Source organism: Verrucomicrobiota bacterium JB022 (genome assembly GCA_030673845.1).
In the GTDB taxonomy this organism is placed as follows: domain Bacteria; phylum Verrucomicrobiota; class Verrucomicrobiia; order Opitutales; family Oceanipulchritudinaceae; genus WOUP01.
Genome location: JAUTCQ010000001.1, coordinates 197,177 through 223,188, shown reverse-complemented (window position 1 = coordinate 223,188; position 26,012 = coordinate 197,177). Strand labels below are relative to the sequence as shown.

24 protein-coding genes are annotated in these 26,012 nt (G+C 63.0%); 13 read left to right on the top strand and 11 right to left on the bottom strand.

The window, feature by feature from the left end; genetic code table 11:
- The first annotated feature begins 5 nt into the window (after positions 1-5).
- Both greA and Q7P63_00955 read left to right on the top strand, forming a co-directional pair.
- The gene (greA, locus tag Q7P63_00960; GenBank protein MDP0498645.1) at positions 6-1,898 is read left to right on the top strand and encodes a transcription elongation factor GreA; all 1,893 of its coding nucleotides are present in this window, start codon (positions 6-8) and stop codon (positions 1,896-1,898) included.
- Positions 1,899-1,931: 33 nt separating this feature from the next.
- Positions 1,932-2,873 (top strand): metalloregulator ArsR/SmtB family transcription factor, encoded by a 942-nt coding sequence (locus tag Q7P63_00955; protein MDP0498644.1) that lies wholly within the window; start codon positions 1,932-1,934, stop codon positions 2,871-2,873.
- On the opposite strand, the gene ptsP is transcribed toward Q7P63_00955, so the two are convergent.
- Together ptsP and ispE are read right to left on the bottom strand one after the other, a co-directional pair.
- Positions 2,854-4,623, bottom strand: a complete 1,770-nt coding sequence (gene ptsP / locus Q7P63_00950; protein ID MDP0498643.1) for a phosphoenolpyruvate--protein phosphotransferase — start codon at positions 4,621-4,623, stop codon at positions 2,854-2,856. The genes Q7P63_00955 and ptsP overlap by 20 nt on opposite strands.
- Before the next feature lie 81 nt (positions 4,624-4,704).
- Positions 4,705-5,598, bottom strand: a complete 894-nt coding sequence (ispE, locus tag Q7P63_00945; protein MDP0498642.1) for a 4-(cytidine 5'-diphospho)-2-C-methyl-D-erythritol kinase — start codon at positions 5,596-5,598, stop codon at positions 4,705-4,707.
- Here ispE and Q7P63_00940 point away from each other — a divergent pair.
- The 4 genes from Q7P63_00940 to Q7P63_00925 are packed head-to-tail and all read left to right on the top strand — an operon-like array spanning position 5,597 to position 7,613.
- The gene (locus tag Q7P63_00940; GenBank protein ID MDP0498641.1) at positions 5,597-6,337 is read left to right on the top strand and encodes an IspD/TarI family cytidylyltransferase; all 741 of its coding nucleotides are present in this window, start codon (positions 5,597-5,599) and stop codon (positions 6,335-6,337) included. The genes ispE and Q7P63_00940 overlap by 2 nt on opposite strands.
- Complete coding sequence (gene ispF, locus Q7P63_00935; GenBank protein MDP0498640.1) at positions 6,334-6,834, top strand: 2-C-methyl-D-erythritol 2,4-cyclodiphosphate synthase; 501 nt, start codon at positions 6,334-6,336, stop codon at positions 6,832-6,834. Before Q7P63_00940 ends, ispF begins: the two co-directional genes overlap by 4 nt.
- 40 nt (positions 6,835-6,874) lie before the next feature.
- Positions 6,875-7,186: a hypothetical protein gene (locus tag Q7P63_00930; protein MDP0498639.1), complete on the top strand. Its 312-nt coding sequence runs from the start codon at positions 6,875-6,877 to the stop codon at positions 7,184-7,186.
- The gene (locus Q7P63_00925) at positions 7,167-7,613 is read left to right on the top strand and encodes a PIN domain-containing protein (GenBank protein ID MDP0498638.1); all 447 of its coding nucleotides are present in this window, start codon (positions 7,167-7,169) and stop codon (positions 7,611-7,613) included. Before Q7P63_00930 ends, Q7P63_00925 begins: the two co-directional genes overlap by 20 nt.
- A gap of 66 nt (positions 7,614-7,679) precedes the next feature.
- Here the strand turns inward: Q7P63_00925 and ndk are convergent, their stop codons facing one another.
- Entirely contained in the window at positions 7,680-8,093 is a 414-nt protein-coding gene (gene ndk, locus Q7P63_00920; protein ID MDP0498637.1) for a nucleoside-diphosphate kinase, read from the bottom strand.
- Between the two features lie 84 nt (positions 8,094-8,177).
- Positions 8,178-9,098: a LysR family transcriptional regulator gene (locus tag Q7P63_00915; protein MDP0498636.1), complete on the bottom strand. Its 921-nt coding sequence runs from the start codon at positions 9,096-9,098 to the stop codon at positions 8,178-8,180.
- Between the two features lie 129 nt (positions 9,099-9,227).
- Here Q7P63_00915 and Q7P63_00910 point away from each other — a divergent pair, with 129 nt between their 5' ends.
- Positions 9,228-10,700 carry a catalase gene (locus tag Q7P63_00910; GenBank protein MDP0498635.1) on the top strand — a complete coding sequence of 491 codons (1,473 nt, stop codon included), beginning with the start codon at positions 9,228-9,230 and terminating at the stop codon, positions 10,698-10,700.
- Between the two features lie 57 nt (positions 10,701-10,757).
- On the top strand, positions 10,758-11,261 hold the full coding sequence (locus Q7P63_00905; protein ID MDP0498634.1) for an ankyrin repeat domain-containing protein: 504 nt from the start codon (positions 10,758-10,760) through the stop codon (positions 11,259-11,261).
- Positions 11,262-11,374: 113 nt separating this feature from the next.
- Here the strand turns inward: Q7P63_00905 and Q7P63_00900 are convergent, their stop codons facing one another.
- From Q7P63_00900 to serA, 5 genes are all read right to left on the bottom strand, one after another.
- On the bottom strand, positions 11,375-12,589 hold the full coding sequence (locus Q7P63_00900; GenBank protein ID MDP0498633.1) for an aspartate kinase: 1,215 nt from the start codon (positions 12,587-12,589) through the stop codon (positions 11,375-11,377).
- A gap of 69 nt (positions 12,590-12,658) precedes the next feature.
- A complete protein-coding gene (locus tag Q7P63_00895; GenBank protein MDP0498632.1) occupies positions 12,659-13,900 on the bottom strand; it encodes an energy transducer TonB in 1,242 nt (413 codons plus the stop codon).
- A gap of 65 nt (positions 13,901-13,965) precedes the next feature.
- Positions 13,966-15,261 (bottom strand): homoserine dehydrogenase, encoded by a 1,296-nt coding sequence (locus Q7P63_00890; protein MDP0498631.1) that lies wholly within the window; start codon positions 15,259-15,261, stop codon positions 13,966-13,968.
- 162 nt (positions 15,262-15,423) lie between these two features.
- Positions 15,424-16,041, bottom strand: a complete 618-nt coding sequence (plsY, locus tag Q7P63_00885) for a glycerol-3-phosphate 1-O-acyltransferase PlsY (GenBank protein ID MDP0498630.1) — start codon at positions 16,039-16,041, stop codon at positions 15,424-15,426.
- 256 nt (positions 16,042-16,297) lie between these two features.
- Positions 16,298-17,899, bottom strand: a complete 1,602-nt coding sequence (serA, locus tag Q7P63_00880; protein ID MDP0498629.1) for a phosphoglycerate dehydrogenase — start codon at positions 17,897-17,899, stop codon at positions 16,298-16,300.
- Positions 17,900-17,993: 94 nt separating this feature from the next.
- Here serA and Q7P63_00875 point away from each other — a divergent pair, with 94 nt between their 5' ends.
- The 4 genes from Q7P63_00875 to Q7P63_00860 all read left to right on the top strand — a co-directional run bounded on the left by Q7P63_00875 (position 17,994) and on the right by Q7P63_00860 (position 23,230).
- Entirely contained in the window at positions 17,994-18,338 is a 345-nt protein-coding gene (locus Q7P63_00875) for a hypothetical protein (protein ID MDP0498628.1), read from the top strand.
- A gap of 66 nt (positions 18,339-18,404) precedes the next feature.
- Complete coding sequence (locus Q7P63_00870) at positions 18,405-20,555, top strand: TonB-dependent receptor (protein ID MDP0498627.1); 2,151 nt, start codon at positions 18,405-18,407, stop codon at positions 20,553-20,555.
- 99 nt (positions 20,556-20,654) lie between these two features.
- Positions 20,655-22,040 (top strand): FAD-dependent oxidoreductase, encoded by a 1,386-nt coding sequence (locus Q7P63_00865; protein MDP0498626.1) that lies wholly within the window; start codon positions 20,655-20,657, stop codon positions 22,038-22,040.
- A gap of 68 nt (positions 22,041-22,108) precedes the next feature.
- Positions 22,109-23,230 (top strand): hybrid sensor histidine kinase/response regulator, encoded by a 1,122-nt coding sequence (locus tag Q7P63_00860; protein MDP0498625.1) that lies wholly within the window; start codon positions 22,109-22,111, stop codon positions 23,228-23,230.
- On the opposite strand, the gene hisA is transcribed toward Q7P63_00860, so the two are convergent.
- Complete coding sequence (gene hisA / locus Q7P63_00855) at positions 23,227-23,943, bottom strand: 1-(5-phosphoribosyl)-5-[(5-phosphoribosylamino)methylideneamino]imidazole-4-carboxamide isomerase (protein MDP0498624.1); 717 nt, start codon at positions 23,941-23,943, stop codon at positions 23,227-23,229. The two genes, Q7P63_00860 and hisA, sit on opposite strands and share 4 nt — an antisense overlap.
- A gap of 53 nt (positions 23,944-23,996) precedes the next feature.
- Here hisA and Q7P63_00850 point away from each other — a divergent pair, with 53 nt between their 5' ends.
- Positions 23,997-25,064, top strand: a complete 1,068-nt coding sequence (locus tag Q7P63_00850; protein MDP0498623.1) for a M20/M25/M40 family metallo-hydrolase — start codon at positions 23,997-23,999, stop codon at positions 25,062-25,064.
- Here Q7P63_00850 and Q7P63_00845 read toward each other — a convergent pair.
- Complete coding sequence (locus Q7P63_00845; protein ID MDP0498622.1) at positions 25,061-25,996, bottom strand: hypothetical protein; 936 nt, start codon at positions 25,994-25,996, stop codon at positions 25,061-25,063. The genes Q7P63_00850 and Q7P63_00845 overlap by 4 nt on opposite strands.
- Positions 25,997-26,012 lie beyond the last annotated feature (16 nt).

Sequence of the window (26,012 nt, the reverse complement as noted above, 5' to 3'; positions counted from 1 at the left end):
GTTCTATGGATAAGGAAGCGATCGATCAGCTCATTAAGAATTCACCCCGCCTGAAGCGTTACCGCAGCAAGCTCGAGGCCATGCGGCCTGGCGCTTACGTGGTGCACCGCAGTTGGGGACTGGGGCAGATTCAGGAGTATGATGTTCAGGATAACAAGCTGATTATCGACTTCGAAGAGGGCAAGAAGGGCCACCCGATGGACCCCGAGTTCTGCGCCGACAAACTGGACGTGCTGCCTACGCAGGACATCCTCGTGCGTTCCCGCGAAGAACCAGCCCGGATCAACCAGCTCATCAAGAGTGAGCCGGCCGACTTGATTGTCGAGATCCTGACCCAGACTGAAACCCACAGCGCCACCAACCTGGAGCTGGAAACCATCCTGAGCCGCCTGCTCGGGCCCACCAAATACAAGAAGTGGTGGACCGCGACCAAGAAGGTGCTCATCCGCGACCCGCGCGTGGCCGTGCCCTCGAAGAAGACCGACCCCTACATCTTGCGCGACGAGCCCGTGCGCGCCGAGGAAGAGGTGCTGGAAGAATTCTTCGAGACCAAGGCGCCGAAGAAGAAGATCACGCTGGCTAGCCGCCTGATCGAGCTCTCCGTCAACCACGAAGACATCGCCGACTCGCTGCCCGACATCCTGAAGGAGCTGACCGCTTCCCTCGCGGAGACCAAGCAGCTCAACCCCGGCGAACGCCTTTACGGCATCTGGATCCGCAACGACCTGGCCCGCTTCATCCACGAAGACGTGGAGCAGCTCGAACCGACCTCCGCCACCGTGCTGGAAGAGTCGATCAACCTGAGCGAGCTGGCCGAGCAGATCCCTGCCACCCACTACAAGCGCTACCTCGACCTCATCACCCGCGTGCTGCCGGACGAATGGGAGCGCGTGGTGTTCGAACTGCTCAAGAACAGCTCGGGCAAGTTCACCAGCGAGTGCATCAACTTCCTGCTGGAGCGCGACCTGGAAGACGAGCTGGCCGCTACCATGCGCCGCTGGCTGGTCGAGCAAAACCTGAAGGCCCCCGTCCTGGCCTGGGTGCTCAAGAACCGCAACAGCCGCAAATACGCGAACATGCTCGACGGCCTGATGGGCCCGCGCCTGCTCAGCGCCATCTTCTTTGCCATCGACTACGAGGCCCTGCAGAACACCGGCACCCGCCGCATCCCGCTGGCCGACCTCGTGATCGAAGACAGCGACCTGATCGCCGACCTGCTCAACACCGCAACGCCCGAAACGGCGCACGACCTCGCGCAGACGCTGATCCTCAACCAGGGCTTCGAAGACCTTTCCAAGAAGTCCCTGCTCGCCCGCTTCATCAAGCTCTTCCCGAGCGTGCAGGCCCTCGTCTCCGGCGAGTCGGCCGAAGTGGCCGAAGAATCCACCAGCGCCGCCGAAGGCCTCATCGTCTCCAAGTGGAGCTTTGAGACGCAAAAGCGCGAATACGAAGACCTGGTGCAAAACCAGATCCCCCGTAACAAGGTGGACATCGCCGAAGCCCGTGCGCACGGCGACTTGCGTGAAAACGCCGAATACAAGATGGCCCGCCAGGAGCAGGACATCCTCCTCACCCGCAAGACCGAGCTGGAGCTGGCGATCAACCGCTGCAAGGTTACGGACTTCAGCGACGCCCCGAAGGACCGGGTGGGCATCGGCAGCGTCGTCGGCCTGCGCAACCTGCAGAGCGGCGAAGCCGTCACCTACACCATCCTCGGCGCCTGGGACGGCAACCCCGAGAAGCACGTCCTCTCCTACCAGACCCCGCTGGCCAAGGCCTTGATTGCCAAGACCACCGGCGAACACATCAAGGTGAAGGTGGGCGACAACGAGGACGAGTACGAGGTGCAGTCGATCGAACGCTGGTGCGATCTGCAGAAGTCGGGCGTCTCGGCCTAAAGTGACGGCCGCGCAAGCGGCCGGATTCCCGCAATGGCCGATCCGCTGGAAATCCTGAAACTGATGGCAGATGGCACTCGGTTGCGTCTGCTATACCTCCTGCGCTGCGAAGAACTCTCCGTGGCGGAGCTGCAGGAGATCCTCGACATGGGCCAGTCACGCATTTCGTCCCACCTCGGCCTGTTGCGCCAGGTGGGGCTCGTGCAAGACCGCAAAGACGGCAAGCGCAGCTACTATACGTTTCGCATCGAGGCGTTTCGTGAGCTGCGCCCCTTGATCGAGTCTGCGCTGGATGCCTTTTCCACCACCGACCTGGTAGAGCAAGATCAACAGGCCCTGGCGCGGGTGCTCGAAACCCGCCGTGCGGCCTCGGAAGCCTACTTCAACGCCGTGGCCGGTCGCTTGGGCCGCAACTACTGCCCGGGCCGCTCGTGGGAAGCCATCGGGCACATGCTGCTCTACCTCACCCCGCCCATCGTCGTGGCCGACCTGGGGGCTGGGGAAGGCCTGATCGCGCAGCTGCTGGCCCGTCGCGCCAAGCACGTCTACTGCATCGACTATTCTCCCCGCATGGTGGAGGTGGGCATGCAGCTGGCCAAGGAGCAGGGGCTGACGAATCTGGAATATCGCCTCGGCGACATCGAAAAAGTGCCGCTGAAGGACTCCACGCTAGACCTCGCGCTGCTCAGCCAGGCCCTGCACCATGCCGAGCACCCCAACCGTGCAATTGAGGAGGCTTTCCGCATCCTCAAGCCCGGCGGGCAAGTGCTGGTGCTCGACTTGAAGGCCCACAATTTTGAGCAGGCGCGCGAGCTGTATGCCGACCGCTGGCTCGGGTTTTCGCCCAACGAAGTCTACCAGTGGCTACAGGCCGCCGGGTTTGAAAACGTCCGCGTGGACGTGGTGGCGAAGGAAGATGCGGAACCGGGCTTCGAAACGCTGCTCGCCAGCGCGATCAAGCCTTTGGCATCTTGATGCTGACTGTCTTCGAGTAAAACTCGCGCAGCAGCTCCACCGTCTCCGGCGCAGAGCCCGATTGCAGGGCACGCCGCGCCAGGCGCTTCGCATCCCGCATCGTCATCTCGCGGATCAGGTATTTGACCTCCGGCACGCAGCTCCAGGTCATGCTCAATTCGCTGGCGCCGAGGCCGAGCAGCAGCGGCACGTAAAGCGGGTCGCCCGCCAGTTCGCCACACACGCTGACGGGTACGTCGTGCTCGCGGCCCGCCTCGAAAATGAAGTTGAGCGCGCGGATCACCGCCGGGTGGGCCGGTTCGTAAAGGTGGGCAATGCGGTCGTTCACGCGGTCGACCGCCAGCAGGTATTGCACGAGGTCGTTGGTGCCGATACTGAAGAAATCACAGTGCTGCGCCAGCAGGTCGGTGATCACCGCCGCGCTGGGCGTCTCGATCATGGCCCCACGGGCGATCTTCTCGTCAAAGGGCTGGCCCTCGCGCCGCAGCTCCTCCTTGCATTCGTCGAGCAGGCGGTTGGCGGCGATGACTTCTTCGCACGAGGCGATCATGGGATACATGATCTTGACCTTACCGTAGGCGCTGGCGCGCAGGATGGCCCGCAACTGCTCCTTGAACACCTTGGGCGTCTCCAGGCAAAAGCGGATCGCGCGGAAGCCCATGAACGGGTTGGCCTCCTGATAGCCGTAGAGGCTGTTGTGCGGGTTCTTGTCGCCCCCGAGGTCGAGCGTGCGGATGGTGACGGGGTGCGGCGCCATCAGCTCCACCACGCGGGTGTAGGCGCGGAACTGGGCCTCCTCGTTCGGGAACTCGCGCGAGCCGAGGAAGAGAGCTTCCGTGCGGAACAGCCCCACCCCGAGCGCACCGGAGCCGCGCAGGAGGTCTTCCGGCTCGTTGCCCTCGATGTTGAGCTGGATCTCGAACTTGATGCCGTCGTCGGTCTTCGCGTCGGCGTTCTTGGCCTCGTTGAAGCGGCGCTCGATATCGGCGCGCGCGCTGCGCAGGCGGCCGTAGCGGTAAAGGGTCTGCTCGGAGGGGTTGACGATCACGACGCCGTCGAAACCGTCCACGAGCACCTGGTCGTCTGCCACCACCTCATCGGTGATCTTGGGCATACCGACGACGCAGGGCACATTGAGCGAGCGCGCCATGATCACGGAGTGGCCCGTACGCCCGCCCTGCTCGGAGATGATGCCGATCACGCGCCCTCGAGTCAGGTGGGTGGTGTCGGAGGGGTGTAGGTCGTCGGCAACGAGGACACTCGGCTCGACCAGCAGATCGAGGTCGCTCTCGCGCTTGCCTAAAAGGTTGAAAATCACCCGGCGGGTCACGTCGCGGATGTCGGCGGCGCGCTCCCGGATGTATTCGTCGTCGATGTTGGAGAAGGCTTCGATGTAGCGGGATGCCACCTGATGGAAGCAAAACTCGATGTTGTAACCCGTCTCCACGACTTCACGGATGGTTTCCTCGATCAGCGCGCGATCTTCGAGGACCATCTGGTGCGCATCGAAGATGGCAGCCTCCTCTTCGCCCAAGCGTTCCTCGATCTCGGCCCGGATCTGGGTGATCTGCTGGCGTGTGGTCAACAGGCCCTGCTCGAAGCGCGAAATCTCTTCTTCCCGGCGCTCGCGGGGCACCAAACGTTTGGGAATGTCGACATCGGTGCGCACAAAGAGAAACGCCGGACCGTGGGCTACTCCCGGTGCCGCCGCAATGCCTTGAAAGACACGTTCCTCTTTTGGCTGTGACATACCCCAAACCATCGGTATTACGCTGCGCGCCAAAGGCAATGAAAAAGCTTGAATCAAATGGCTAACAGCGTGGATTCGTCGCTACCGTAAGCGCGTCTGCACTACGCAGGCCTGTTCGCCCCATGCTTCGCGCAAGACGTTTGCCACGGCATCCTGCGCCTCCACCGCCTCATAAAGGGCAACGCAGGCACTGCCGCTGCCGCTCATTTGAGCGCGCACGCCGTCGACCGCATTGAGCTGTGCCAGCACGAGCGGGACGGTAGGGTATTTAGCATCGACCACCGCACGGAAGTCGTTGTGCAGAGCCGAATGCGGGGGAAGCCCTGGCTGAGCCCATGCCTCGCGTCCCGCCTGCGCCAGCTCCACCGGTGAGTAAGCCCGCTGCGCCGCGAGGTGCTTGTAGGCCCACGGCGTCTCTACCGGGAAGCCGGGGTGGGCAACCGTCACATAGAGCCCGGAGAGGCGCGCCACTAGCTCCGGCGACACCGTTTCGATGACTTCCCCGCGTCCGCGCATCCAAACCGGCTCGTCGTGGAGAAAGAGCGGCACGTCGGAGCCCAGCTGCGCGGCCAACTCGAGCAGCTGGTCGGGGCTCAGCGGGTGCCCGTGGGCTTCGTTGAGCAGGCGTAGCGCCCAGGCCCCGTCGGCACTGCCGCCCCCCAGCCCGCCGCCCCAGGGGATGCGCTTGGTCAGGCTGAAGGCCGCCCGCCCCTTGATCCCATGCCGCTCGCGAAAGAGGCGCACAGCCTTCATGACGAGGTTGGAAGAGTCGGTCGGCAGCTCCGATACGTCGCAGGTCAGGGAGTCGTCGCCGGGCTCGTCGTGCAGGCACAGCTCCAGCTCGTCCCCCCACTCGGTCTGTACGACGAGCGACTCGAGAGCGTGGAAGCCGTCGGCCCGTTTCCCGAGCACCCAGAGGCCGAGGTTGAGTTTGGCGGGGCACGTCACCCGGCGCTGCCATACGACTGTGGACATGGAGCGAAAGGTTGCCTTCGCGGCGCCGGGAGTCAACGTGAACGCCATGCGAATCGCCGCCGTTCTTCTCGCCGCCGGCCGGGGTAGCCGGATGCGAGGCACCGTCGAAGACAAATGCCGCTGGATCCTCGCGGGCAAGCCCGTGTGGCGCCACAGCCTGGAAGCCTTCGTGCGCAGCGGTGTGTGCAGCCAATACGTGGTCGTCTACCGCGATGAAGCCCAACGGGCGCAGCTCGTGAACGATGCCGAGGGTGTGGTCGATGTGTGCTTTGCCCAGGGGGGACAGGAGCGCCAGGACTCCGTGCGCGCGGGCATCGAAGCGACGACGGAGGACATTGACGCGGTCATGATCCACGACTGCGCCCGTCCGCTGATCTCGCCCGAGGCCATTCAGCGCCTCGCCGCCCGCCTGCAGGAACAACCGGCGGTGTGTCTGGCGCATCGCGTGACGGATACGATCAAGCGCGTGCCCTCTCAGGCAAACGTGCCGGCAGAGCCCGTGATGCTGGAAGACCTCGCCCGCCCCACCCTCTGGGGCATGGAGACGCCCCAGTGCTTCCACCGAGCTCTGATCCTGCGCGCCTACCGCGAGATCGCCGAGGCCATTACCGACGACACGGCAGCGGTGGCCAAGTTGGGGGTGCCGGTCGCGCTGGTCGAAAACCCGGGCACGAATCCCAAGCTGACCACGCCGGAAGATTTGCCCTACCTCGAGTTTCTGCTAAGCCGTCCTTCATGACATCTGCCGCCCTGCCCTTCCGCGTCGGCCTCGGCTACGACATCCACCGCTTTATCGAAGGTCGCCCCCTCGTGCTCGGCGGCGTCACCATCCCACACAGCCGCGGGCTCGACGGCCATTCCGACGCCGATGCGCTCTCCCACGCGGTGGCCGACGCCATTCTCGGCGCGCTGGCCCTGCCCGACATCGGGCACCTCTTCCCCAACAACGACCCGACGATCAAAGGCATCGACAGCCAGAAGATCATCCAGCGCGCCGTCGAGCTGGCCCATGAACACGGCTACGAGATCGGCAACATCGACGTGGCCCTGATCGCAGAGGAGCCCAAAATCGCCCCCCACCTCTCGGCCATGAAGGAGCGCCTCGCCGCCAGCCTGCGCGTGACGCCCGACCGGGTGGGCATCAAGGCCACGACCAACGAAAAGATCGGCGACCTCGGCCGCCGCGCCGGCATTGCCGCCCATGCCGTGGCCATGTTATTGCGCCGGGAAGCTTAGCCAGCTTGACGGGAAGCTGGTTTGCTGGTTTGCTGGGCACATGAAGATGACGGTCGACCTACCGGCCTCGCTGGTCCGGGAACTGAAGCTGAAAGCTGCCCGCGAAAACCGGAAGCTGAAGGACATCGTGCGCGAAGGAATGGAGCAGAGCCTGGAAGCGAAGCCGTTGGCGGTGGCGCGTTCAACCGGTTCCAAGGCCGATTCTCCGCTCATGATCGATGAGCAGGGCTTTCCCATTTTTCGGTGCCATCCCAATGCTCCTGCCACTCGGATGACAGGAGCAGAACTGTTGGCGCTGGAACAAGAAGCTTTACTTGAGGAGGATCTGAAACGTGCCGGCATCATTGATTGATACCAATATCTGGCTGGCGAGAACCTTCCCTACCCATCCCCTTCACGCCGAGAGCAAGCATGTCATAGCCGAGATTGGACAGGACGCTCAGGCCATGTTCTGCCGATCGACTCAGCAGAGTTATCTACGCTTGCTGACTACATCAAATATCTTCCGGCACTATGGCCTCGAAGCGATGACCAATCGCCTAGCAATCGAAGCCTACGCGACTCTTTGTAAATTACCTGGCGTAGGATTTCAGCCAGAACCGGCTGGCATCGAGCCCCAATGGCATAAATTGGCGAAATTGGATACTCCTTCCCCCAAAGTCTGGATGGATGCGTACCTTGCTGCTTTCGCCATTCAAGCAGGCCTTCAATTCGTAACCAACGACCGGGATTTCAGGCGTTTCGTAGATTACGGCCTCCGCCTCCGCCTGCTCGGCTGACAAAAAAGCGCCCCGCAGTGCACGGGACGCTTTGAAAAAAGAAAGAAGCTCCGGTGGAGCGGCGGGTTAAAAGACCTCGCCGTCGACGAAGAAGCGCTTGAGCTCGGCAGCGGCGGATTCGGCGCTGTCGGAGGCGTGCACGATGTTGTGCATCTTGTCGGCGCCGAAGTCGCCACGGATGGTGCCGGCGGGGGCTTCGAGGGAGTTCGTCGGGCCGACGAGCAGGCGCACGCGGTCGATGATGCCCTTGCCGCGCAGGGCCATGACGATGACCGGGCGCGAGCCCATGAAGCCAGCCAGCTCCGGGAAGAAGGGCTTGTCGGCGATGTGGGAGTAGTGCTCCTTGAGCTTCGCTTCATCGAGCGAAATCATTTTGCAGCCCACGATCTCAAAACCGGCTTGCTCGAAGCGGTTGATGGTGGCACCGATTTTACGGCCTTCGAAAGCGTCCGGCTTCAGGATGATCAGCGTGGTTTCCATATCAATAAGGGGGTTTTGGGTCAGCAAAGGGAATCCAGGTGCCTAAGCAAGAGTAAACTCCGTAATAGAGGGTAGTTACTAACTTTATTGACTTGAATTTGCTTCGTCGGTGCGAGGGGCACTGGCAAAGACTTCCTTGGCCAGCTCGACGAAGGCCTTCAGCGCCCGCGTGGGTGCGGCCGTGCGAGACCACGCGAGGGCGATGCGGCGGTAGACCGGAGCGGGTGCGATGGAGCAGAAAACCACCTCTCGCGGCGACAGGAAGGGCATCGCAATCGACGGGGTAAACGAGAGCCCCAGCCCCACTTCGACCAGCGCCAGCACCGTCTCCAGTTGCGAGCTTTCGATGGAGACATTGGGCTCGAAGCCCGCGCGATGGCAGACGGAGAGGCTTTGCTGGCTCAGGCAGTGCGCTTCCTTCATCAGCACGAGCGGGTGTTGTTTCAACTCGTCGAGGCTGATGCGGCTGCGACCGGCCAGCGGGTGGCGGCGTGGCAGGGTGATCAGTAGCTCGTCTTCCAGCAGGTCGCAAAGCTGCCAGTCGTCGTCCCCCGGCAAGGGCGGGCTGACCAGTGCCACGTCGAGCTGCCCTTGGCGCAGGCGCTGCAGCAGGATCTCGGTCGGGTCTTCAAACACCTCAAACGACACGCCCGGGTGCGTCTCCAGCATGGCTTCGATCAGGCGGGGCAAAAGGTAAGGCGCGATGGTCGGGATAACCCCAATGTGAAGCACGCCGCGCACTTCCTCGCGGTAAGACTGCGCCTCCACCTCCACCGCCTTGACCTCCTGCAGGATGCGCACGGCGCGCGGATAAAAGAGGTCACCAAAGGGCGTGAGCCGCGCGCCCGAGCGCTGGCGGTGGAAGAGCGGTTCGCCCAGCTCCTCCTCCAGCTTGCGCACCTGATGGCTGAGAGTGGGCTGCGACACATGGCAGCGCTCGGCCGCCCGCGTGAAGTTCTGCGTGCGGGCCACTTCGAGGAAGTAGCGGATTTGATGCAGTTCCATAGATGCCTTCTATCGTGGTCATACAAACTAAGTATTTCACATATGGTCGAGGCTTTTATATACTGCCTGCACGTCGCCCCCGTGGCGGCCGTTCGCCCCTTCCTGAGACACCTTTAATTCTCTGATCCGATGAAGAACACGCTGACCACCTCTGCCGGTAACCCGGTAGGTGACAACCAGAATTCCCTTTCTGCCGGGCCCCGGGGTCCGCTGCTGATGCAAGACTACCAGCTGATCGAAAAGCTGGCCCACCAGAACCGCGAGCGCATCCCCGAGCGCACCGTGCACGCCAAGGGCTCCGCCGCCTACGGCACCTTCACCGTCACCCACGACATCACCCAATACACCAAGGCGGACATCTTCAGCCAGGTGGGCAAGCAGACGGAGTTGCTGTTGCGCTTCTCCACTGTGGCCGGCGAACGCGGTGCCGCCGACGCCGAGCGCGACGTGCGCGGCTTTGCGCTGAAGTTTTACACCGAGCAGGGTAACTGGGACCTCGTAGGCAACAACACGCCGGTATTCTTCGTCCGCGACCCCTACAAGTTCCCCGACTTTATCCACACGCAAAAGCGCCACCCGAAGACCAACCTGCGCAGCCCCACCGCGATGTGGGACTTCTGGTCGCTGAGCCCCGAGAGCCTGCACCAGGTGACGATCCTGATGGGCGACCGCGGCCTCCCGCTCAGCTACCGCCACGTCAACGGCTACGGCAGCCACACCTACAGCTTCATCAACGCGAAGAACGAACGCTTCTGGGTCAAGTTCCACTTCAAGACCCAGCAGGGCATCAAGTTCATGACCAACGAAGAAGGCGCGCAGGTGGTCGCCAACGACCGCGAATCGGCCCAGCGCGACCTCTTCGATTCGATCGAGCAGCGCGACTTCCCGAAGTGGACCGTCTTTGTTCAGGTGATGCCGGAGACGGACGCCGAGACCTACCACCTCAACCCGTTCGACCTCACCAAGGTGTGGCCGCATGGCGATTACCCGCTGATCGAGGTGGGCGTGATGGAGCTCAACCGCAACCCGGAGAACTACTTCGCCGAGGTCGAGCAAGCTGCCTTCAGCCCCTCCAACATCGTGCCGGGTATCAGCTTCTCGCCCGACAAGATGCTGCAGGCCCGCATTTTCTCCTATGCCGACGCCCACCGCTACCGCATCGGCACGCACTACGAGATGCTGCCGGTCAACCGGCCCAAGTCGGCCGTGCGTCACTATCACCTCGACGGTCCGATGCGCTACGACATCCGCCCCGGCAACGAGCCCTATTACGAGCCCAACAGCTTCAACGGCCCGAAGGAAGATCCGGACATGATCGAGCCCCCGCTCAAGCTCTCGGCCGACTGGGCTGCCCGCTTCGACCACCGCGAGGGCAACGACGACTACACCCAGCCGGGCAACCTCTTCCGCCTGATGCCCGACGACGCCAAGCAGCGCCTCTTCAGCAACATCGCCGCCGCGATGGAAGGAGTGCCCGCCGAGATCATCAACCGCCAGCTGATGCACTTCCACAAGGCCGACCCGGCCTATGCGGCAGGCGTGGCCAAGGCGCTGAAGATGCCCAACCCCGCCACCGTCGAATCGTTCGCCGGTCAGGCATAAACCACCTTCTCACCTGGGGCGCGAGCGCAAGCCGGAGCCCCTCTACCCCTTCCCGCGATGGAACTTGCACATAGCCAACAGGAAGAGCAGCGCTACGCCGAGCTGCAGCGCCAGGCCCTCGACTACGCTCGCCAAGGCTTTACCGAAGGCCTGCAGGTGATGGTGGAAGCCGGGATCCCGGTGAACCTCGCCGACGAAAAGGGCAACAGCCTGCTCATGCTCGCCACCTACAACGGCAACCTCGAAACCGCCCGCATGTTGCTTGAGCACGGGGCGGATGTGGACCGCCGCAACGACCGGGGCCAGACGCCCCTCGGCGGGGTCGCCTTCAAGGGTTACACGGAGGCCGTGCAGCTGCTGATCGACCACGGGGCCGACATCAATGCCGACAATGGCGGTGGGATGACGCCCATCATGTTTGCCGCGATGTTTGGCCGCCACGATGTGGTGCAGGCGCTGCGCGCAGCCGGGGCGAAGCTGGAAGCGCGCAACAAGCTGGGCGTCTCCGCCAACCTCATGGTCAATGCCTCCAACCTGATCGGCAGCCTGATCCGCGGATAGAAGCGTTTTACAGACAGCAAAGCGACCAAGAGAGAAAACTGACGAGACAGAAAAAAGCCCGGCAGGCCGTGATGGCTGCCGGGCTTTGCGCTAAAAAGGTATGGGTTTCGCGCCTAGTGGGCGTCGAGGCCGAAGGCGGTATGGACCACGCGGGTAGCGTCGTCGGCCTTGGCCAGTTCCACGATCACGGAGATCTTGATCTCGCTGGTGGAGATCATCTGGATGTTGATGCCAGCGGCCGCCAGAGCGTCGAACATGGTGCTCGCAACGCCGCTGTGGGAGCGCATACCGATGCCCACCACGCTGATCTTGGCCACATTCTCGGCGGCGCGCACGCTGCCGGCACCGACTTCGCGGAGCAGGCCGGCAACGGCTTCCTCGGCGGAGCTGGCATCATCGTTGCCCACGGTGAAGGTGAGGTTGGCCACGCCGTCGCGGCCCACGTTCTGCACGATCATGTCGACATTGACGTTGGCCTTGGCCAGCGCCTGGAACACGCGGGCCGCCACACCGGGCTCGTCGGGCAAATCGCTGACGACGACCTTGGTCTGGTTCTTGTCGGAGGCGACGCCGCGTACGACGACGTCTTCGAGAGTGGTTTCGGCTTTCACGAGCGTTCCGGGATTATCGTTAAAACTGCTGCGGACTTCAAAAACGACGTCGAACTTGCTGGCAAACTCGACGGAGCGGCTTTGCATCACCTTGCTGCCCAGGCTGGCCAATTCGAGCATCTCGTCGTAGGCCACTTCCTGGAGCTTGCGCGCGTTGGGCACAATGCGGGGGTCGGCCGTGTAAACGCCGTCGACATCGGTGTAGATCTGGCACACGTCGGCCTTCAGCGCGCCGGCAAGGGCGATGGCGCTGAGGTCGCTACCGCCCCGGCCAAGGGTCGTGATCTGGCCTTGGGCATTGACACCCTGGAAGCCGGCCACGATGACGACGCGGCCCGCGTCGAGCTGCTCCTTGATGTCGCCGCCCTGGATGTCGACGATGCGGGCTTTGGTGTGGAAGAGGTCGGTATGAATGCCCGCCTGCGCACCCGTGCGGGAGACGGCGGGCACACCGAGCGCATGCAGCGCAATGGCGGTCAGCGCGATGGTCTCCTGCTCCCCGATCGAGAGGAGCAAATCCATCTCGCGTTTGTCGGGGTTGGCATGCAGCGCCTTGGCGTCGGCAATCAACCGATTGGTCACGCCACCGCGCGCGGAGACTACCACGCACACCTGGTTACCGGCATCCCTCGTCTTCTTGATCCGTTCCGCAACTGCCTTGATCCGGTCGAGATCCTTGACTGAGGTGCCGCCATACTTCTGGACGATCAAAGCCATGAAGCGAACCGGGATATACCCTTCCCGCCGCACATGCAAGGCAATCCACAAAAATAGCGCAAGGGAGAGCTATCTCAGCTTAAACGGGAATTCCTGCCGCACCCAACACAAGGTGGGCCTTCCATCGAAGGTGGCCGGTTCGAACTTCATTTTTTTCAGGACTCTCGTAACTTCTTCGACGAAAATCGGGTGCCCTATTTCCACGACAATCTCTCCGACCGTGCCGTCCGGCATTACCATGAAGCGGGCTTGCACCAACGCACGTGTAATCAACTTACCGTCGATATAGACCTTGCCATTATTGGGGAAATACATCCGCGGGCGTTCAACGGCTTTGGGCGGCAGCATCTTGAAATTGGTAATCTGCTGGGTCAGCATCCCCTCCCCACTTTCTCCATCGAAGGCAAAGCAGGTCTTGGCATAGCCGTTGTCGCCCGGGGGCTGCCAGTCGCGCAGCGTCCGCGCCATGTAGGCAGCAACGACGTAGTCCTTGAGGCCGGGAAACCAGATGTGCTGCACCTTTTCATTGTAGAAATACAAGACGGTGGAGACATCGTCCTCTACCTTCTCCAAAACGTCCGCGGGCAAAGCTGGGAGAGGTTGCTCTTCCCATTCAGGGTCTTCCTGCACTGCTTTCTTGTCTCGCTTCGGGAAGACGATGCTATTCTGGATCACCAGCACCAATTCGCAGGGGACGGCCTGCCCATCCCGCATGGCCGGCTGAAATGTGAAATGCCCTCGGATCTCATTCAGTGCCTTCCCAACGTCCTTCTGATCTGAGCCCTTTGTCCGAATGCCGGTGCATGCCCCCTGCTCGTCGATCTCGAAGTAGAGCTCAAACCGCCCGTCGCCATCGAACACCTGACGCTCGGCAGAGGTCAGCAGATCAAGGCGCTGCTTGAACGCGCCGCCGATACTGAAGCGTGGCATCGGCACCTTCGCCAAATCTCTCGGTTTACGCACGTAAAAGTAATCGTCGATTTTCGTCCGAAAAAAGGCCGGGACCGGCTCACCATCGTATTGCGCCGGTTCGAATACGCACTGCGAAATAGCCCGCACCGTTTCTGTCTTCACTTGCTCATCGGATGCGGGGTGCATCGCCAAAGGGAGGAGGTTGCGGTCGTGAATCACGAGATCGACCGTGAACTCCCCTTTCTTGCCATTGAAGGGATCGTCTGCATAGACCGGCAGAGCCAAAGCCGCGATGTAGGCGCTCTGGTGCAGGGCTGAGCCCATCGGCACATCACAAAAAGCCGACTGGGCGCGCAGAGGAACAGCCCCATATGCAACCAGTAGCCAGGCGAGGATCAAGCGGGGTAACGGGGTAAGCATAGGCCCAGCTTAGGGCCGCATCCCCATAACGCAACCAAACAAATCTACACCTTCAGGATGCGCAGCAGGAGGGGCTTGCTTTGCACCGCCCGGTCGGCCTCGAGGTCGCGGATGGCGTCGCGCATCTGGCGTTCGCTGGTGGTGTGGGTGGTCATGATCAGGTGGGCCTGATCGGGCTCGCGGTGCGGCTTTTGCACGAGCTGCTCAATGCTGATGTTGTGCTGCGCCATGATGCGGGCGATGTCGGCCAGCACTCCCGAGCGGTCGGCTACGCGCAGGCGCAGGTAAAACGGGCGACGCACGTCGTCGAGGCGCGCAAGCTCGGGCGTGGGGCCGCGCGAGGCATGGGGGGGCAGCGTGACGCCGTTGAGGCGATCGATCGTGGCGTCGACGAGGTCCGTAATCACGGCGCTGGCGGTCGGGTTCTGGCCCGCACCACGGCCAATGTAGGTCGTCTCGCCCACGATGTCGCCCGTGACGCTCACGCCGTTGAAGACTTCGTCGACGTTGGCGAGGATGAAGTCTTCGGGAATCAGCGTGGGGTGGACGTCGGCAAAGATGCAGTTGTTCTTGAGGTGGCGCGTGATCACGGCCAGCAGTTTGACGCGGTAGCCCAGCTCGCGGGCCCAGGCGAGGTCGTCGAGCGTCACGTCGCGGATGCCTTCGACGGGCATCTCTTTCATCGAGATCCAGCGGCCATGAGCGAGGAAGGCGAGGATTGCCGTCTTGTGCGCAGTGTCCCAACCGTCGAGGTCAAGGCTTTCGTCGGCCTCCACATAGCCGAGGCGGCGGGCGTCGACCACGATCTCCTCAAAGGTCTTCTGCTCGCGCTCCATGCGCGTGAGGATGTAGTTGCAGGTGCCGTTGAGGATGCCGTAGATGAGGGGGAACTGGTTGGCGACGAGGCCTTCGCGCACAGCCTTGATGATCGGGATGCCGCCAGCGGTGCTGGCCTCGTAGTAGAGGCGCGAGCCGGTGCGCTCGGCCGCCGCGAACAGCTCGGCCCCGTGGTCGCAGATCATGGCCTTGTTGGCGGTGATGACGCTCTTGCCGTGCTCCAGCGCGGTGAGGGTCACTTTGCGGGCCAGCTCGACGCCGCCCATCAGCTCGCACAGGATGTCGATGTTGGGGTCGGTCGCCAGCTCCATGGGGTCGGTCGTGAGCTGGGAAGACGGGATAGCCACCTCGCGGCGCTTCTCCAGGCTACGCACGGCGGCGCGATAGGGCACGAGCTTGCCGCCCGCGCGCTGGCCCAGCGGCTCCGCGTGATCTAAGAGGTATTTCCACACTCCCTGCCCGACCGTGCCGAGCCCGGCGATACCGACATTCAACGACTCCATGCACAACAGCGGTTACAGGTGAGGCGAGAATTCCGCAAGACTCTTCCGCCCTTGCCACTGCAGAAGGGGTTTTTGAACAGGAGTTAAAAAGAGTGAAAGAGAGCAGAACAGGGTAGAAAAGGACCGCCAAATTCCGTTTGAAAAACTCTTGTTCAATCCATCCTATTTCTTCTTCGGCGCTGCGCGGTTTTCCGTGCCGTTGAGCAGGCGCTGGATGTTGGCGCGGTGGCGGACGACGATGAGCACGGCCAGCGCGAGGGCCACCCAGAAGTAGATCGCCGGTTCGCGCAGGATCAGCGCCGTAATGGGCAGGCTGACGCCGAGGACGATCGAGGCCAGGGACACGTAACGGGAGGTGTAGAACACGGCCAGCCAGAGCAGCAGACCAACGAGGATCACCACCGGCATGAGCACGAGCAGGCCCCCGATCGTGGTGGCGACACCTTTCCCGCCTTTGAAGCGCAGGAAGAGCGAGTAGCTGTGGCCGAGGATCGCGCCCACCAGGCCGAGCACGCCGAGCAGCGGGGCGTTGACGCCCATCGCGCTGGCGATCCCCCACCCGACCAGCACCGGGATGACGCCCTTGAGCGCATCGAGCCCAAAGCAGAGGTAGCCCCACTTTTTGCCGAGGTTGCGAAGGACGTTGGTCGCGCCGGGGTTGCCGCTGCCGAGCTTGAAGATGTCGACGCCCTGGCTCTTGCAGATGAGCACGGCAAACGACACCGACCCGACGAGGTAGCCAATCAAAAGGGTAAGCAGGGAAGCAATCCAGACGGACATGCACACCAGATCATGCAACCCTCCCGCCAAGGGCAACGCGAAAACGTAGGATGATCTTTAGCCACGGATGAAACACGGATTTACACAGATAAGAAAAAAGTTAGTTCGAAGAAACGACTGAACCTGCACGCGGCGCCCACTTCCCTCGCTCTGATCAACCGTGCTTGTTCGCGTTCCATCCATGGCCAAAGACAAAAAAGCCACCGCCCGAAGATCGAGAGGTGGCTGGGGAAAAGGTGCAGGAACCAAACTTGATTTACAGGCCGCCTTCGAGGTCGACGAGGGTAATGCCCTTAATCGCTTCGTGTTCGCGGATCTGGTCGAGCGCGCGCTCCGGCGGGCGGCTGTCGAGGCAGTAGATCGCGAGAGCGGTGCTGCCTTGGCGGTTGCGGCCGAGGTTCATGTTGGAGATGTTCACGCGGTGCTGGGCCAGCGTGGTGCCCACCATGCCGATGATGCCGGGCTGGTCGTGGTTTTCGAGCACGAGCAGGAACTTCTCGTCGAGCGACGACTCGATTTCGCGGCCGTTGAGGGACACGATGCGGGGCTGCAGGCCCTTGCCGATCAGGGTGCCTTCGATCGAGTAGGTCTCGCCCTTGCCGGTGTGGGCTTCGATGCGGACCATCTCGGTGTAATCGGTCTCGGCGGAGCTCTTGACCACGTCACCTTCGATGCCGAGGCGTTGCATGACGCGCGGGGCGTTGACGTCGTTGACGTCGTTGGTGATCTTGCGGAGGAAGCCGCGCTGGAGGGAGCGCGTGATAGGCTTCACTTCGAGATTGGCGACCTTGCCGGCGTAGGTCACCACCAGCTTCTTCACGTCCTTGGGGGCGAGCTGCTGGATGACGGTGCCGAGGCGGTAGGCCAGCGGGAAATAGGGCTTGAGCAGCTTCAGCGTGGAGCTGTCGACCGAGGGGGCGTTGACGGCGTTCTGGACGGTGCCGTTCTTCAGGTATTCGCCAATCAGCTCGGCGACTTCCTGGCCCACGTTTTCCTGCGCTTCGACGGTGGAGGCGCCGAGGTGGGGCGTCATCACGAGGTTGTCGTATTCGCGCAGGGGGCTGGAGGCCGGGAGGGGCTCTTCTTCAAACACGTCGAGGCCGGCTGCCGCCACCTTGCCGCTCTTGAGGGCTTCGGCGAGGTCGTCTTCCTTGATCAGGCCGCCGCGGGCGCAATTCACGATGCGTACGCCCTTCTTCATCTTGGCGAAGGCGTCGGCGTTGAGCATGTTGGCGGTCGAATCCGTCTTGGGCATGTGGACGGTGATGAAGTCGGCGCGGGCATACAGCTCGTCCAGCTCCACCTTTTCAACTTCCAGCTCTTCGGCGCGGGCTTCCGTGAGGAAGGGGTCGAAAGCGACGACTTGCATCCCGAAGGCCTTCGCACGCTTGGCGACCTGGGTGCCGATGCGGCCGAGGCCGAGCACGCCGAGGGTCTTCTGGAAGAGTTCGGTGCCTTGGTAAAGCTTCTTCTCCCACTTGCCGGCCTTCATCGTGGCGTTGGCCTGCGGGATGGGGCGGGCGCTGCAGAGCAGGTGCGTAAAGGCCAGCTCTGCGGTGGCGATGGTATTGCCGCCGGGGGTGTTCATCACGGTGATGCCGCGATCCGAGGCGGCAACCACGTCGATGTTGTCCACACCGACACCGGCGCGGCCAACGGCCTTCAGTTGGGGCGCGGCCGCGATAATGTCCGCCGTAATGGTGGAAGCACTACGCACGATGATCGCGTCCACGTCGGACACCAATTCTTTAAGTTTTTCCGGCGTCGAACCGTAGGCTTCGATTACCTCGAAGCCTTCGAGTTGTCGGAGGTATTCAACTCCGCTGGTGGCGATTTTATCGGCTACAAGCACTTTCATGGCAGAAGCTCGCAGCGTAGATCAGTGAATCCGGTTTTGGCAATAGATTATAAAACGATGGTCTTGACGCATCGGGTATGCTGTTGGTGAGCAGATGTTGATGCACTTCACCCAGTCCAGGTTCCGCCCCTTGTTTGCGGGGCTTTGCCTGCTCGTGTGGTCGGTGCTCAACCTCGCGGCCTTCAGCCCGGCCCTGCACAACCACCTGGCCCACCACGATTGTGGAGACAAGCCAGACGGTGGGCACCCTCCGGGCGTCGTCTGCGCGGCGTGTATCCTCGCGCATGGTCAATTCGATCTGGCCGACGTGCCGCCGCCCGTGCCCGCACCTGGTTTTACGGTGCTGCGTTGGCAGACGTTCCACGCCCAGGCGGCCCCTCTGCTCTGGCGCGACCGCCCCAACTCCCGCGCTCCCCCGGTTCAGGCAGCAGTCCAGTAATCCGTTGCCGCGTCTCGTTTCGAGGTGCGTGTTTCCGTTTGTCCCTGCTCAAATTGAACCGTTTCCATGTCTTTACGTAAATTTTCCGCCTTCGCTCTTACGTTTACGAGCGTAGCATCCATCCTGCTGGCCGACGAGCCGGTCTACAACCTGCCGCCGCAGCCCGTTACCGGCACGGCCTACTGGCTCGCCTCCGACGCCACCGCACAACCGGTCGATGTGCTCGACCCCGACGCCTACAGCCAGGCCGGCCAGAGCCAGCTGGGCAACGCGCTGGGGCACCTGCCCGGCGTGCATTCGTCGTTTTACGGCGCCGGGGCCAGCCGCCCGATCATTCGCGCCTTCAGCGGCGAACGCGTCCGCGTGCTCGAAGACGGGCAGGACGTGATGGACCTCTCCGCCTCCAGCCCCGACCACGCGGTGCCGCTCGACGCTCTCGCAGCCGACCGGATCGAAATCCTGCGCGGGCCGGCGGCCTTGCGCTACGGCAGCGCAGCAGTCGGCGGCGTGGTCAACGTCCTCAACCCCTGGCCCGAAGACCTTTCGGTGCTCACCCCGTCGCTGCGCGTCGGCGGCCAATACAGCGTGGTCGATGATGGCAAGCTGGCCGAGCTGGAGGCGCTGACGCCACTGGGCGAGCGTGCGGCCCTGCGCTTCACCTACGGCTGGCAAGACAGCCGCGACTACGACATCCCCGGCGCGGCCGAGTCTGCCGCCGCCCACGATGAACACGAGCACGACCATGATCACGAAGAGGATGAGCACGATCATGAGGAGGACCACGACCACGAGCACGAGCATGAAGACGAGGTCGAATCCGTCCACGGCTACGTGCCCAACACCTGGCAGGAGCGTCAGGATGCCGCGTTGAGCGGGGTCTTCCAGCTCGCGCCCTCTACCCGGCTGGAGCTGAAGCTGAGCGGCTACGAGCAGGATTACGGTGTGCCTGGCCATGCCCACCACCATGAAGAGGAGCACGATCACGATCACGATCACGATCACGATCACGATCATGAGGACGAGGAAGCACACGAGCACGAGGAGCACGACGTCCGCATCGAGCTGAACCAGTGGCGTGCCTCCGCCGGTCTCGAAATCGAAGAGCCCCTGCCCTTCCTCCAGCGCCTGAAGGCTTCCGCCGCTTATGGTGACTACCGCCACGAGGAAATCGAAGGCGACGAAGTGGCGACCCGCTTCGACCGCGAGGGCTGGGAGCTGCGTGTCTCAGGCCTCAGCCAACCGTATGGCCCGTGGCAGGGTGAGCTGGGCTACCACGGCCAGTTCGACGATTACCGCCTGAGCGGCGAGGAGGCTTTCACGCCTTCGACCGATGAAACGCGCCACGGCCTGTTTTTGATCGAAAGCCTGCAATTCGACGCGTGGACGCTCACTGGCGGCCTGCGCTACGAGCACGTCTCGATCGACCCCGAGGGCGATGCGCCCGACTATGACGACGACAACTGGAACGCCAGCCTCGCCGCCACCTATCGCCTGAGCGAGGCCTGGAGCACCTCCCTCCAATATGCGTATCTCCAGCGCAGCCCCAACCGCACGGAGCTGTATGCTGACGGCCCCCACCTTGCCACTCGCCAATATCTGGTGGGCGATGCGGGGCTGGACCGCGAAGAAGGCCACGCGGTCGAATGGGGTGTGCGCTACCAACAGGAAGCCTGGGACGTGAAGCTGAACCTCTATTACCAGCGTTACGACACCTTCCTGGCGGAGCTGCCGACCGGCGCGGAGGTCGACGAATTGCCAGTGTTTGCCTACCAAGGTGTCGAGGCCGAAGTCTACGGCGGCGAAGCCACGGCGGGCTGGCGCGTGTGGCAGCAGGGCGAGAACCACACCGAGCTGACGGCTGGACTGGACTGGGTGCGCGCCTTCGACCTCGACAGCGACGGCGACCTGCCCTTGACCCCGCCCGTGCGTCTGCTCTTTGGCATCGAGCAGGCCTGGAACCAGTGGCACGCCGGCGCAAACTGGATCCACGCCCTAGATCAGGACGACGCTGCGGCCTTTGAGTCGACCAGCGACGGCTACGACCTCGTGCGCCTGCACCTGGCCTACGACATTGCGGTGGGCAGCAGCGAAGTGACGATCTTTGCCCGCCTCGACAACGTGCTGGACGAGGAGATCCGCATGCACACCAGCCAACTGAAGGACTACGCGCCTTACCCGGGCCGTAACCTGCAAGTCGGCTTCCGCGCCTCGTTCTAACGCCACTCACAACCTTTTCAGCCGCACCCGGACGCCATTCGGGTGCGGCTTTTTTGTGCGCGCCATTGCCAAAGGCTGCCGCCGCCTTAGGATCAACCCATGGCACGAGAGTTTGACTATGTGGTGATCGGCGGCGGCAGCGCCGGTTACGCGGCGGCCCGCACCGCCCGCGAAAAATACGAGCGCGTCGCGATCATCGACGACGCCGAAGAGCTGGGCGGCCTCTGCATCCTGCGCGGCTGCATGCCTTCCAAGACCCTCATCTACTCGGCCGAAGTGCTCCACCTGGCCAAGCAGGCCGACAAGTTTGCGCTCAAGATCCCCGAGGCCGCGGTTGACATGAAGGCGATGCTCAAGCGCAAGCGCACGATGGTCGACGAGTTCCAGAGCTACCGCAAGGGCCAGCTACAGAGCGATAAATACACCCTCATCCGCGACCGCGCCAGCTTCACCGGCCCGAATACCGTGAAGCTGAAAAAGAGCGGCGAAGAGATCCAGGGACGCCACTTCATGATCGCCACCGGCTCGGTCAACAACGTGCCGCCCATCCCGGGGCTGAAGGAGGCCGACGCCTGGACGAGCGACGAGGTGCTGGAACTCGATTTTCTGCCCCAGTCCGTCACCGTGCTCGGCGGCGGCGTGATCGCCTGCGAGCTGGCGCAATATCTCCACCGCATCGGCTGCAAGGTGACGATGATCCAGCGCAGCCACTTGATCCTCAAGGACCACACCGAGGAGGCCGCTCGCGAGATCATGAAAGTGTTCCGCGAAGAAGGCATCGACCTCTATACCGACACCCATTGCACCGAAGTCAGCACGGGCAAAGACGGCTACACGGTCTGCTTCGACCACGAGGGCAAACAGAAGCGCATCACCTCCGAGCGACTGGTCAACGCCTTGGGTCGCCGCCCGGCCATCGACGGGCTCAACCTCGAAGCCGCCGGCGTGAAGCTGAAGCCGTCGAAGCACATCGACGTAAACGACTATTTCCAGACGTCCAACGAATGCATCTATGCAGCGGGCGACGTCACCGGGCCCTTCGAGATCGTGCACCTCGCGGTGCTGCAGGGCGAGATCGCGGCCAAACACGCCATCGGCGTCGCCACCCAGCCGCTGGACTACCGCCACCGCACCAGCGTCACCTTCACCGATCCCCAAGTGGCCAGCGTCGGGCCCTTGCCCTACGAGCCGGAGTGCGAGGGCCTCGACCTCGTCGAGTCTACCTACCCCTTCAACGACCACGGCAAGTCGATCCTGATGCATGCCGACCATGGTTACGTGCGCGTCTGGGCCGAGCGCCCCAGCGGACGCCTGATCGGGGCAGAATGTGTGGGCAAGGACGCCGGGGAATTGATTCACTCCATGGCAGTGGCCGTTACCCTCGGCGCGACCGCCGCACAGCTGCTGCAGGTGCAATGGTATCACCCTACCCTTTCCGAAATTTGGACGTATCCGTTGGAAGAAGTTCTTGATCAGTGCGGTTGATCTAGCTCAGGCTGCGGCTATCTTTGCTGGAGTAACTTCGCCAGCTGATCTCCTCTGTCTCCTAAAACATGGCCCGCCTTCTCGTCATTGAAGATGACTCCTTGATGCGTCAGACGCTGCAGGAGATGCTGGCGCTGACCGGCCACGAAGTGCTGGTGGCGGAAAACGGCGAGCTAGGTACTGAACTGGCCCGCGAGACCCTGCCCGACCTGATCGTGTCGGACTGGAAGATGCCGCGCATGAACGGCGAAGCGGTCTTGCTCAACCTGCGCCAGCATGAGCCCACCGCAGCGATCCCCTTCATCTTCCTCACCGGCGAGGAAGACCCCGAACTCTACCGCAAGGTGATGGAGCACGGGGCCGACGACTACCTAGTGAAGCCCGTCCGCTTCGAGAAGCTGATGCAGGCGATCAATGCCCGCCTCAAGCGGCACTCGACCTACAACCTGCAGGTCGAGCAATTGCGCCGGCACGTGACGCAGGTCGTCTCCCACGAGTTCAATACGCCGCTCAACGCGATTCTCGGCTACAGCTCGCTGCTCAACGACATGCTCGCCGAAGGCCAGATGCCCGACATGGAGCTGCTGCAGGAGGCCGTGCAGAGTATCCAGCAGGCCGGGCATCGCCTGCACCACCTCAACTCCAACTTTATCCTGTATTCGGAGCTGGTCACAAAGTCCAAGACCGAGCATCAGCTCTTGCGGCAACAAGAGACCTCCGAGGACTGGAGCCACCAGCTGGAGCACCGTTTGCAGACCCTCGCCGAGCGTTACCGCCGTGCTGGCGACCTGCAGTTGAGCCTGGCCGACATCGCCTTAGGCATCAGCCCCGTGCACCTGATCAAGATGATCGAGGAACTGGTGGACAATGCGTTCAAGTTTTCGCAGCCCGGGCAGCCGGTGGTGGTCGAGTGCGCGCAGGAATCCGAGTTTGTGGCCGGGCTGTTCAGCATTACCGACCAGGGCCGCGGCTTTGCTCCGCAGAAGCTGCAAGACATGCCCGTGCTGCAGCAGATCGACCGCCAGCACTATATGCAGGAAGGCGTGGGGCTCGGTTGGCCGATCGTGAAGCTGATCGCGCAGATTTACGACGCTCGCTTTCAGATCGAAAGCGAGCCGGGGAAGGGAACCTGTGTGACTTTGCTCGTGCCGCCACCCCAGGCAGCGGAGACGGCCAACGGGAAACGCTAGATCACGTCTTCGAGGCGCACGGTGCCCTCGTAGAGCGCCTTGCCGATGATGACGCCTTCGAGGTTGTCGTAGCGCTGGTCGATCTCGCGGAAGTGCGGGATGTCGGAAGGCTGGGAAACGCCGCCCGAGGCGATCACGCGGCACTTGGTGGTCTGCAGCATTGCTTCCTGCGCGGCAAAATTCGGGCCCGTCATCATGCCGTCGCGCGAAATATCGGTGTAGATCAGCGTGCCGACGCCAATCTCGCCCATCCGGCGGCCCATTTCGAGGGCGTCGACTTCGGTCACGTCGACCCAGCCCTTGATCGCCACCTTGCCGTCGCGGGCGTCGATGCCCACCGCGATACGGTCGCCGCCAAAGGTCTCGACCAACTCGGCGATAAAGCCTTCGTCCTGCGCGGCCTTGGTACCGATGATTACGCGCTGTACGCCCAGATCGAGCACGCGCTGCACGGTGGCGCTATCGCGGAGGCCGCCACCCAGCTCCACCTTCAGGCCGAGGCCAAGGATGCGCTCGATCGCGTCGAGATTGCCGGGAGTGCCAGTGAATGCGCCGTCGAGGTCCACCACGTGCAGCCAGCGGGTGCCCGCCTGCTGCCACTGCCGCGCCGGCTCCAGCGGATCGCGGTAGTAGACGGTCTTCTGGTCGGCCTTACCTTGGGTCAGGCGCACGACTTCGCCGCCCATCAAATCAATTGCCGGATATAGCTCCATGGAGGCTGGATGGTCTTTGACTTTTGCGGCAAAGGCTAGTCTTTTGTTACAACATGTCCGACAAGCAGGCCCCCCAATTCCTCATCGATTTGTTAACTGCCCGTTCCCCGTCGGGAGCGGAATTCGAAGCCCAGGCGGTCGTCGACCGATACGTGAAAGACGCGGCCGATGTGTATGAGCGCGACGCCCTCGGCAACCGCATCGCCATCATCAACCCGGAGAACGACCCGACTCTGCTCCTCGCCGGCCACATGGACGAGCTGGCGCTGATGATCACTTATGTGGACAAGGACGGCTTCCTCTATTTCGACAACGTTGGCGGTATCGACGTGAACACCATCTCTGGCCGCCGCGTCTCCATCCTCACGAAGAACGGCGTCGTGCCGGGCGTGACTGGGCGCCGAGCCATCCACCTGCTGACGCAGGAAGAGCGCAAGAAGGTGCCCGAGCAGCACAACCTGTGGATCGACATCGGGGCCAAGAACCGCGAAGAGGCCCTCAAGCGCGTGCGCATCGGCGACGTAGCAGTCTACAGCGTCGGCTACGAGCCGATCTACGGCAGCGTGATCGCGGGCCGCGCCTGCGATAACAAGGCGGGCTGCTATGTGGTGCTGGAAGTACTGCGCCGCCTCGCCCAGGAAAAGGCCAGCCTCGCCGCCAAGGTCGTCTCCGTCGCCACCGTGCAGGAAGAGATCGGCGTGCGCGGGGCCCACGTGGTGGCCGAACGCTACAAGGCCCACTACAGCATCGCCGTGGATGTGAGCCACGCCACCGACCACCCCGAGTGCGACAACCGTCGTTTTGGCGAGTTCAAGCTGGGTGGCGGACCGATCATCACGCGCGGCCCCAACGTCAACCCGCTCGTCTTCGACCGCCTGCTGGAAGTGGCCGAGCAGGAGAAGATCAAGGTGCAGATCGAGGCCGATCCCCGCCCCACCCCGACCGACGGTCGCGAACTGCAAATGGGTGCCGGCGGCAGCGCCTGCGCCGTCATCTCGATCCCGCTGCGCTACATGCACACCGCCTCCGAGCTGATCGACACCGAAGACGTCGAAAAGGTGATCCAGCTGATCTGCGCCTACGCCCGCAGCCTCAAGCAGGGCGAACGCGGCGACTTCTAGGCCCCCTGCGCAGCTGACTTTTCCACCGCCACGACCTTTCCTTCATCGGGAAGGTCTTTTTGCGTCATGACATAAGCCGCCGGGTCGATCACGGCCTGGATCTGGCGGCGGTAGGCGGAGAGATCGGCATAGACGTTGGAGTAGCCGCGCTGGGGGTCCTGCCCGCAGTCGCGACCGAAGCGGGTCACGGTCTCCCCCGTCACCGGGCGCTCGGCGGCAAGCATGAGGCCGGCGAGATACCAGAGCCCATCCTCTGCCTGCATGAAGAAGGCCGAGCCGGAATCCTTGTCGACGGCCGCCGCCTCGTAGTCGCCGCAAAAGCTCTTGGGCGAGAGGCCTTCCGGCGCGTCACTGTTGCCCGCAATGATGGTGAAGGATTCGGTCGTGCGACCGTGCTGGTCGGTAAAGGTCAGTGTGCTCTCGAAAGCGTTGAGGCCCCAGCGCTTGGCCGTGGTATCGCCGCCCTGCCCCCAGCGCACGAGCTTTTTGCGGCGCAAGTGGCTGCTGCCGCGGCCTTCACCCCAACCGACGAGAGTGCCAATGCCTTTACGGGCATCGGCGGGGACCAAAGGGAGCTGCGGCAGGCCGGGATCGACGCGCAGGCGAGTCAGGATCAGATCCGAATCGCCGAGGGGCAGCACCAGCTCCGCCAGATCGCGCGGGTAGACGGGGCCGCCGACTTCAAACTGGATGTAAGCCGGCGCGCCGGCGTGGCGGGTGCTCAAGACCCAGCGGTTGCCGAGATAAACGGCACTGGCTTCGGTCGTAACGCCGGCGGCATCGGTCAGGCGGGCCACATAGGCGTAAGGCACACCGTTTCCGGGGTCGGACGCCGTCGCGCGGTCGTCCAGACCATAGAGAACAAGGGCAAAGGTTGGCGTGGCAGCCCAGAAGAGGGCCAGGAAAATCCAGAAGCGCGACAATCGTGCCATTTGCGCCGCAGTGTAG

Coding starts and splice junctions, on each gene's coding strand:
- ispE (MDP0498642.1), bottom strand. CDS start 5,598: ATGTCCACAGTCGTATGGCAGCGCCGGGTGACGTGCCCCGCCAAACTC.
- Q7P63_00850 (MDP0498623.1), top strand. CDS start 23,997: ATGTCCGACAAGCAGGCCCCCCAATTCCTCATCGATTTGTTAACTGCC.
- Q7P63_00845 (MDP0498622.1), bottom strand. CDS start 25,996: ATGGCACGATTGTCGCGCTTCTGGATTTTCCTGGCCCTCTTCTGGGCT.
- Q7P63_00955 (MDP0498644.1), top strand. CDS start 1,932: ATGGCCGATCCGCTGGAAATCCTGAAACTGATGGCAGATGGCACTCGG.
- Q7P63_00890 (MDP0498631.1), bottom strand. CDS start 15,261: ATGGAGTCGTTGAATGTCGGTATCGCCGGGCTCGGCACGGTCGGGCAG.
- hisA (MDP0498624.1), bottom strand. CDS start 23,943: ATGGAGCTATATCCGGCAATTGATTTGATGGGCGGCGAAGTCGTGCGC.
- Q7P63_00870 (MDP0498627.1), top strand. CDS start 18,405: ATGTCTTTACGTAAATTTTCCGCCTTCGCTCTTACGTTTACGAGCGTA.
- ptsP (MDP0498643.1), bottom strand. CDS start 4,623: ATGTCACAGCCAAAAGAGGAACGTGTCTTTCAAGGCATTGCGGCGGCA.
- plsY (MDP0498630.1), bottom strand. CDS start 16,041: ATGTCCGTCTGGATTGCTTCCCTGCTTACCCTTTTGATTGGCTACCTC.
- Q7P63_00940 (MDP0498641.1), top strand. CDS start 5,597: ATGGAGCGAAAGGTTGCCTTCGCGGCGCCGGGAGTCAACGTGAACGCC.
- ispF (MDP0498640.1), top strand. CDS start 6,334: ATGACATCTGCCGCCCTGCCCTTCCGCGTCGGCCTCGGCTACGACATC.
- Q7P63_00910 (MDP0498635.1), top strand. CDS start 9,228: ATGAAGAACACGCTGACCACCTCTGCCGGTAACCCGGTAGGTGACAAC.
- greA (MDP0498645.1), top strand. CDS start 6: ATGGATAAGGAAGCGATCGATCAGCTCATTAAGAATTCACCCCGCCTG.
- Q7P63_00860 (MDP0498625.1), top strand. CDS start 22,109: ATGGCCCGCCTTCTCGTCATTGAAGATGACTCCTTGATGCGTCAGACG.
- Q7P63_00875 (MDP0498628.1), top strand. CDS start 17,994: ATGTTGATGCACTTCACCCAGTCCAGGTTCCGCCCCTTGTTTGCGGGG.
- serA (MDP0498629.1), bottom strand. CDS start 17,899: ATGAAAGTGCTTGTAGCCGATAAAATCGCCACCAGCGGAGTTGAATAC.
- Q7P63_00865 (MDP0498626.1), top strand. CDS start 20,655: ATGGCACGAGAGTTTGACTATGTGGTGATCGGCGGCGGCAGCGCCGGT.
- Q7P63_00905 (MDP0498634.1), top strand. CDS start 10,758: ATGGAACTTGCACATAGCCAACAGGAAGAGCAGCGCTACGCCGAGCTG.
- Q7P63_00930 (MDP0498639.1), top strand. CDS start 6,875: ATGAAGATGACGGTCGACCTACCGGCCTCGCTGGTCCGGGAACTGAAG.
- Q7P63_00915 (MDP0498636.1), bottom strand. CDS start 9,098: ATGGAACTGCATCAAATCCGCTACTTCCTCGAAGTGGCCCGCACGCAG.
- ndk (MDP0498637.1), bottom strand. CDS start 8,093: ATGGAAACCACGCTGATCATCCTGAAGCCGGACGCTTTCGAAGGCCGT.
- Q7P63_00900 (MDP0498633.1), bottom strand. CDS start 12,589: ATGGCTTTGATCGTCCAGAAGTATGGCGGCACCTCAGTCAAGGATCTC.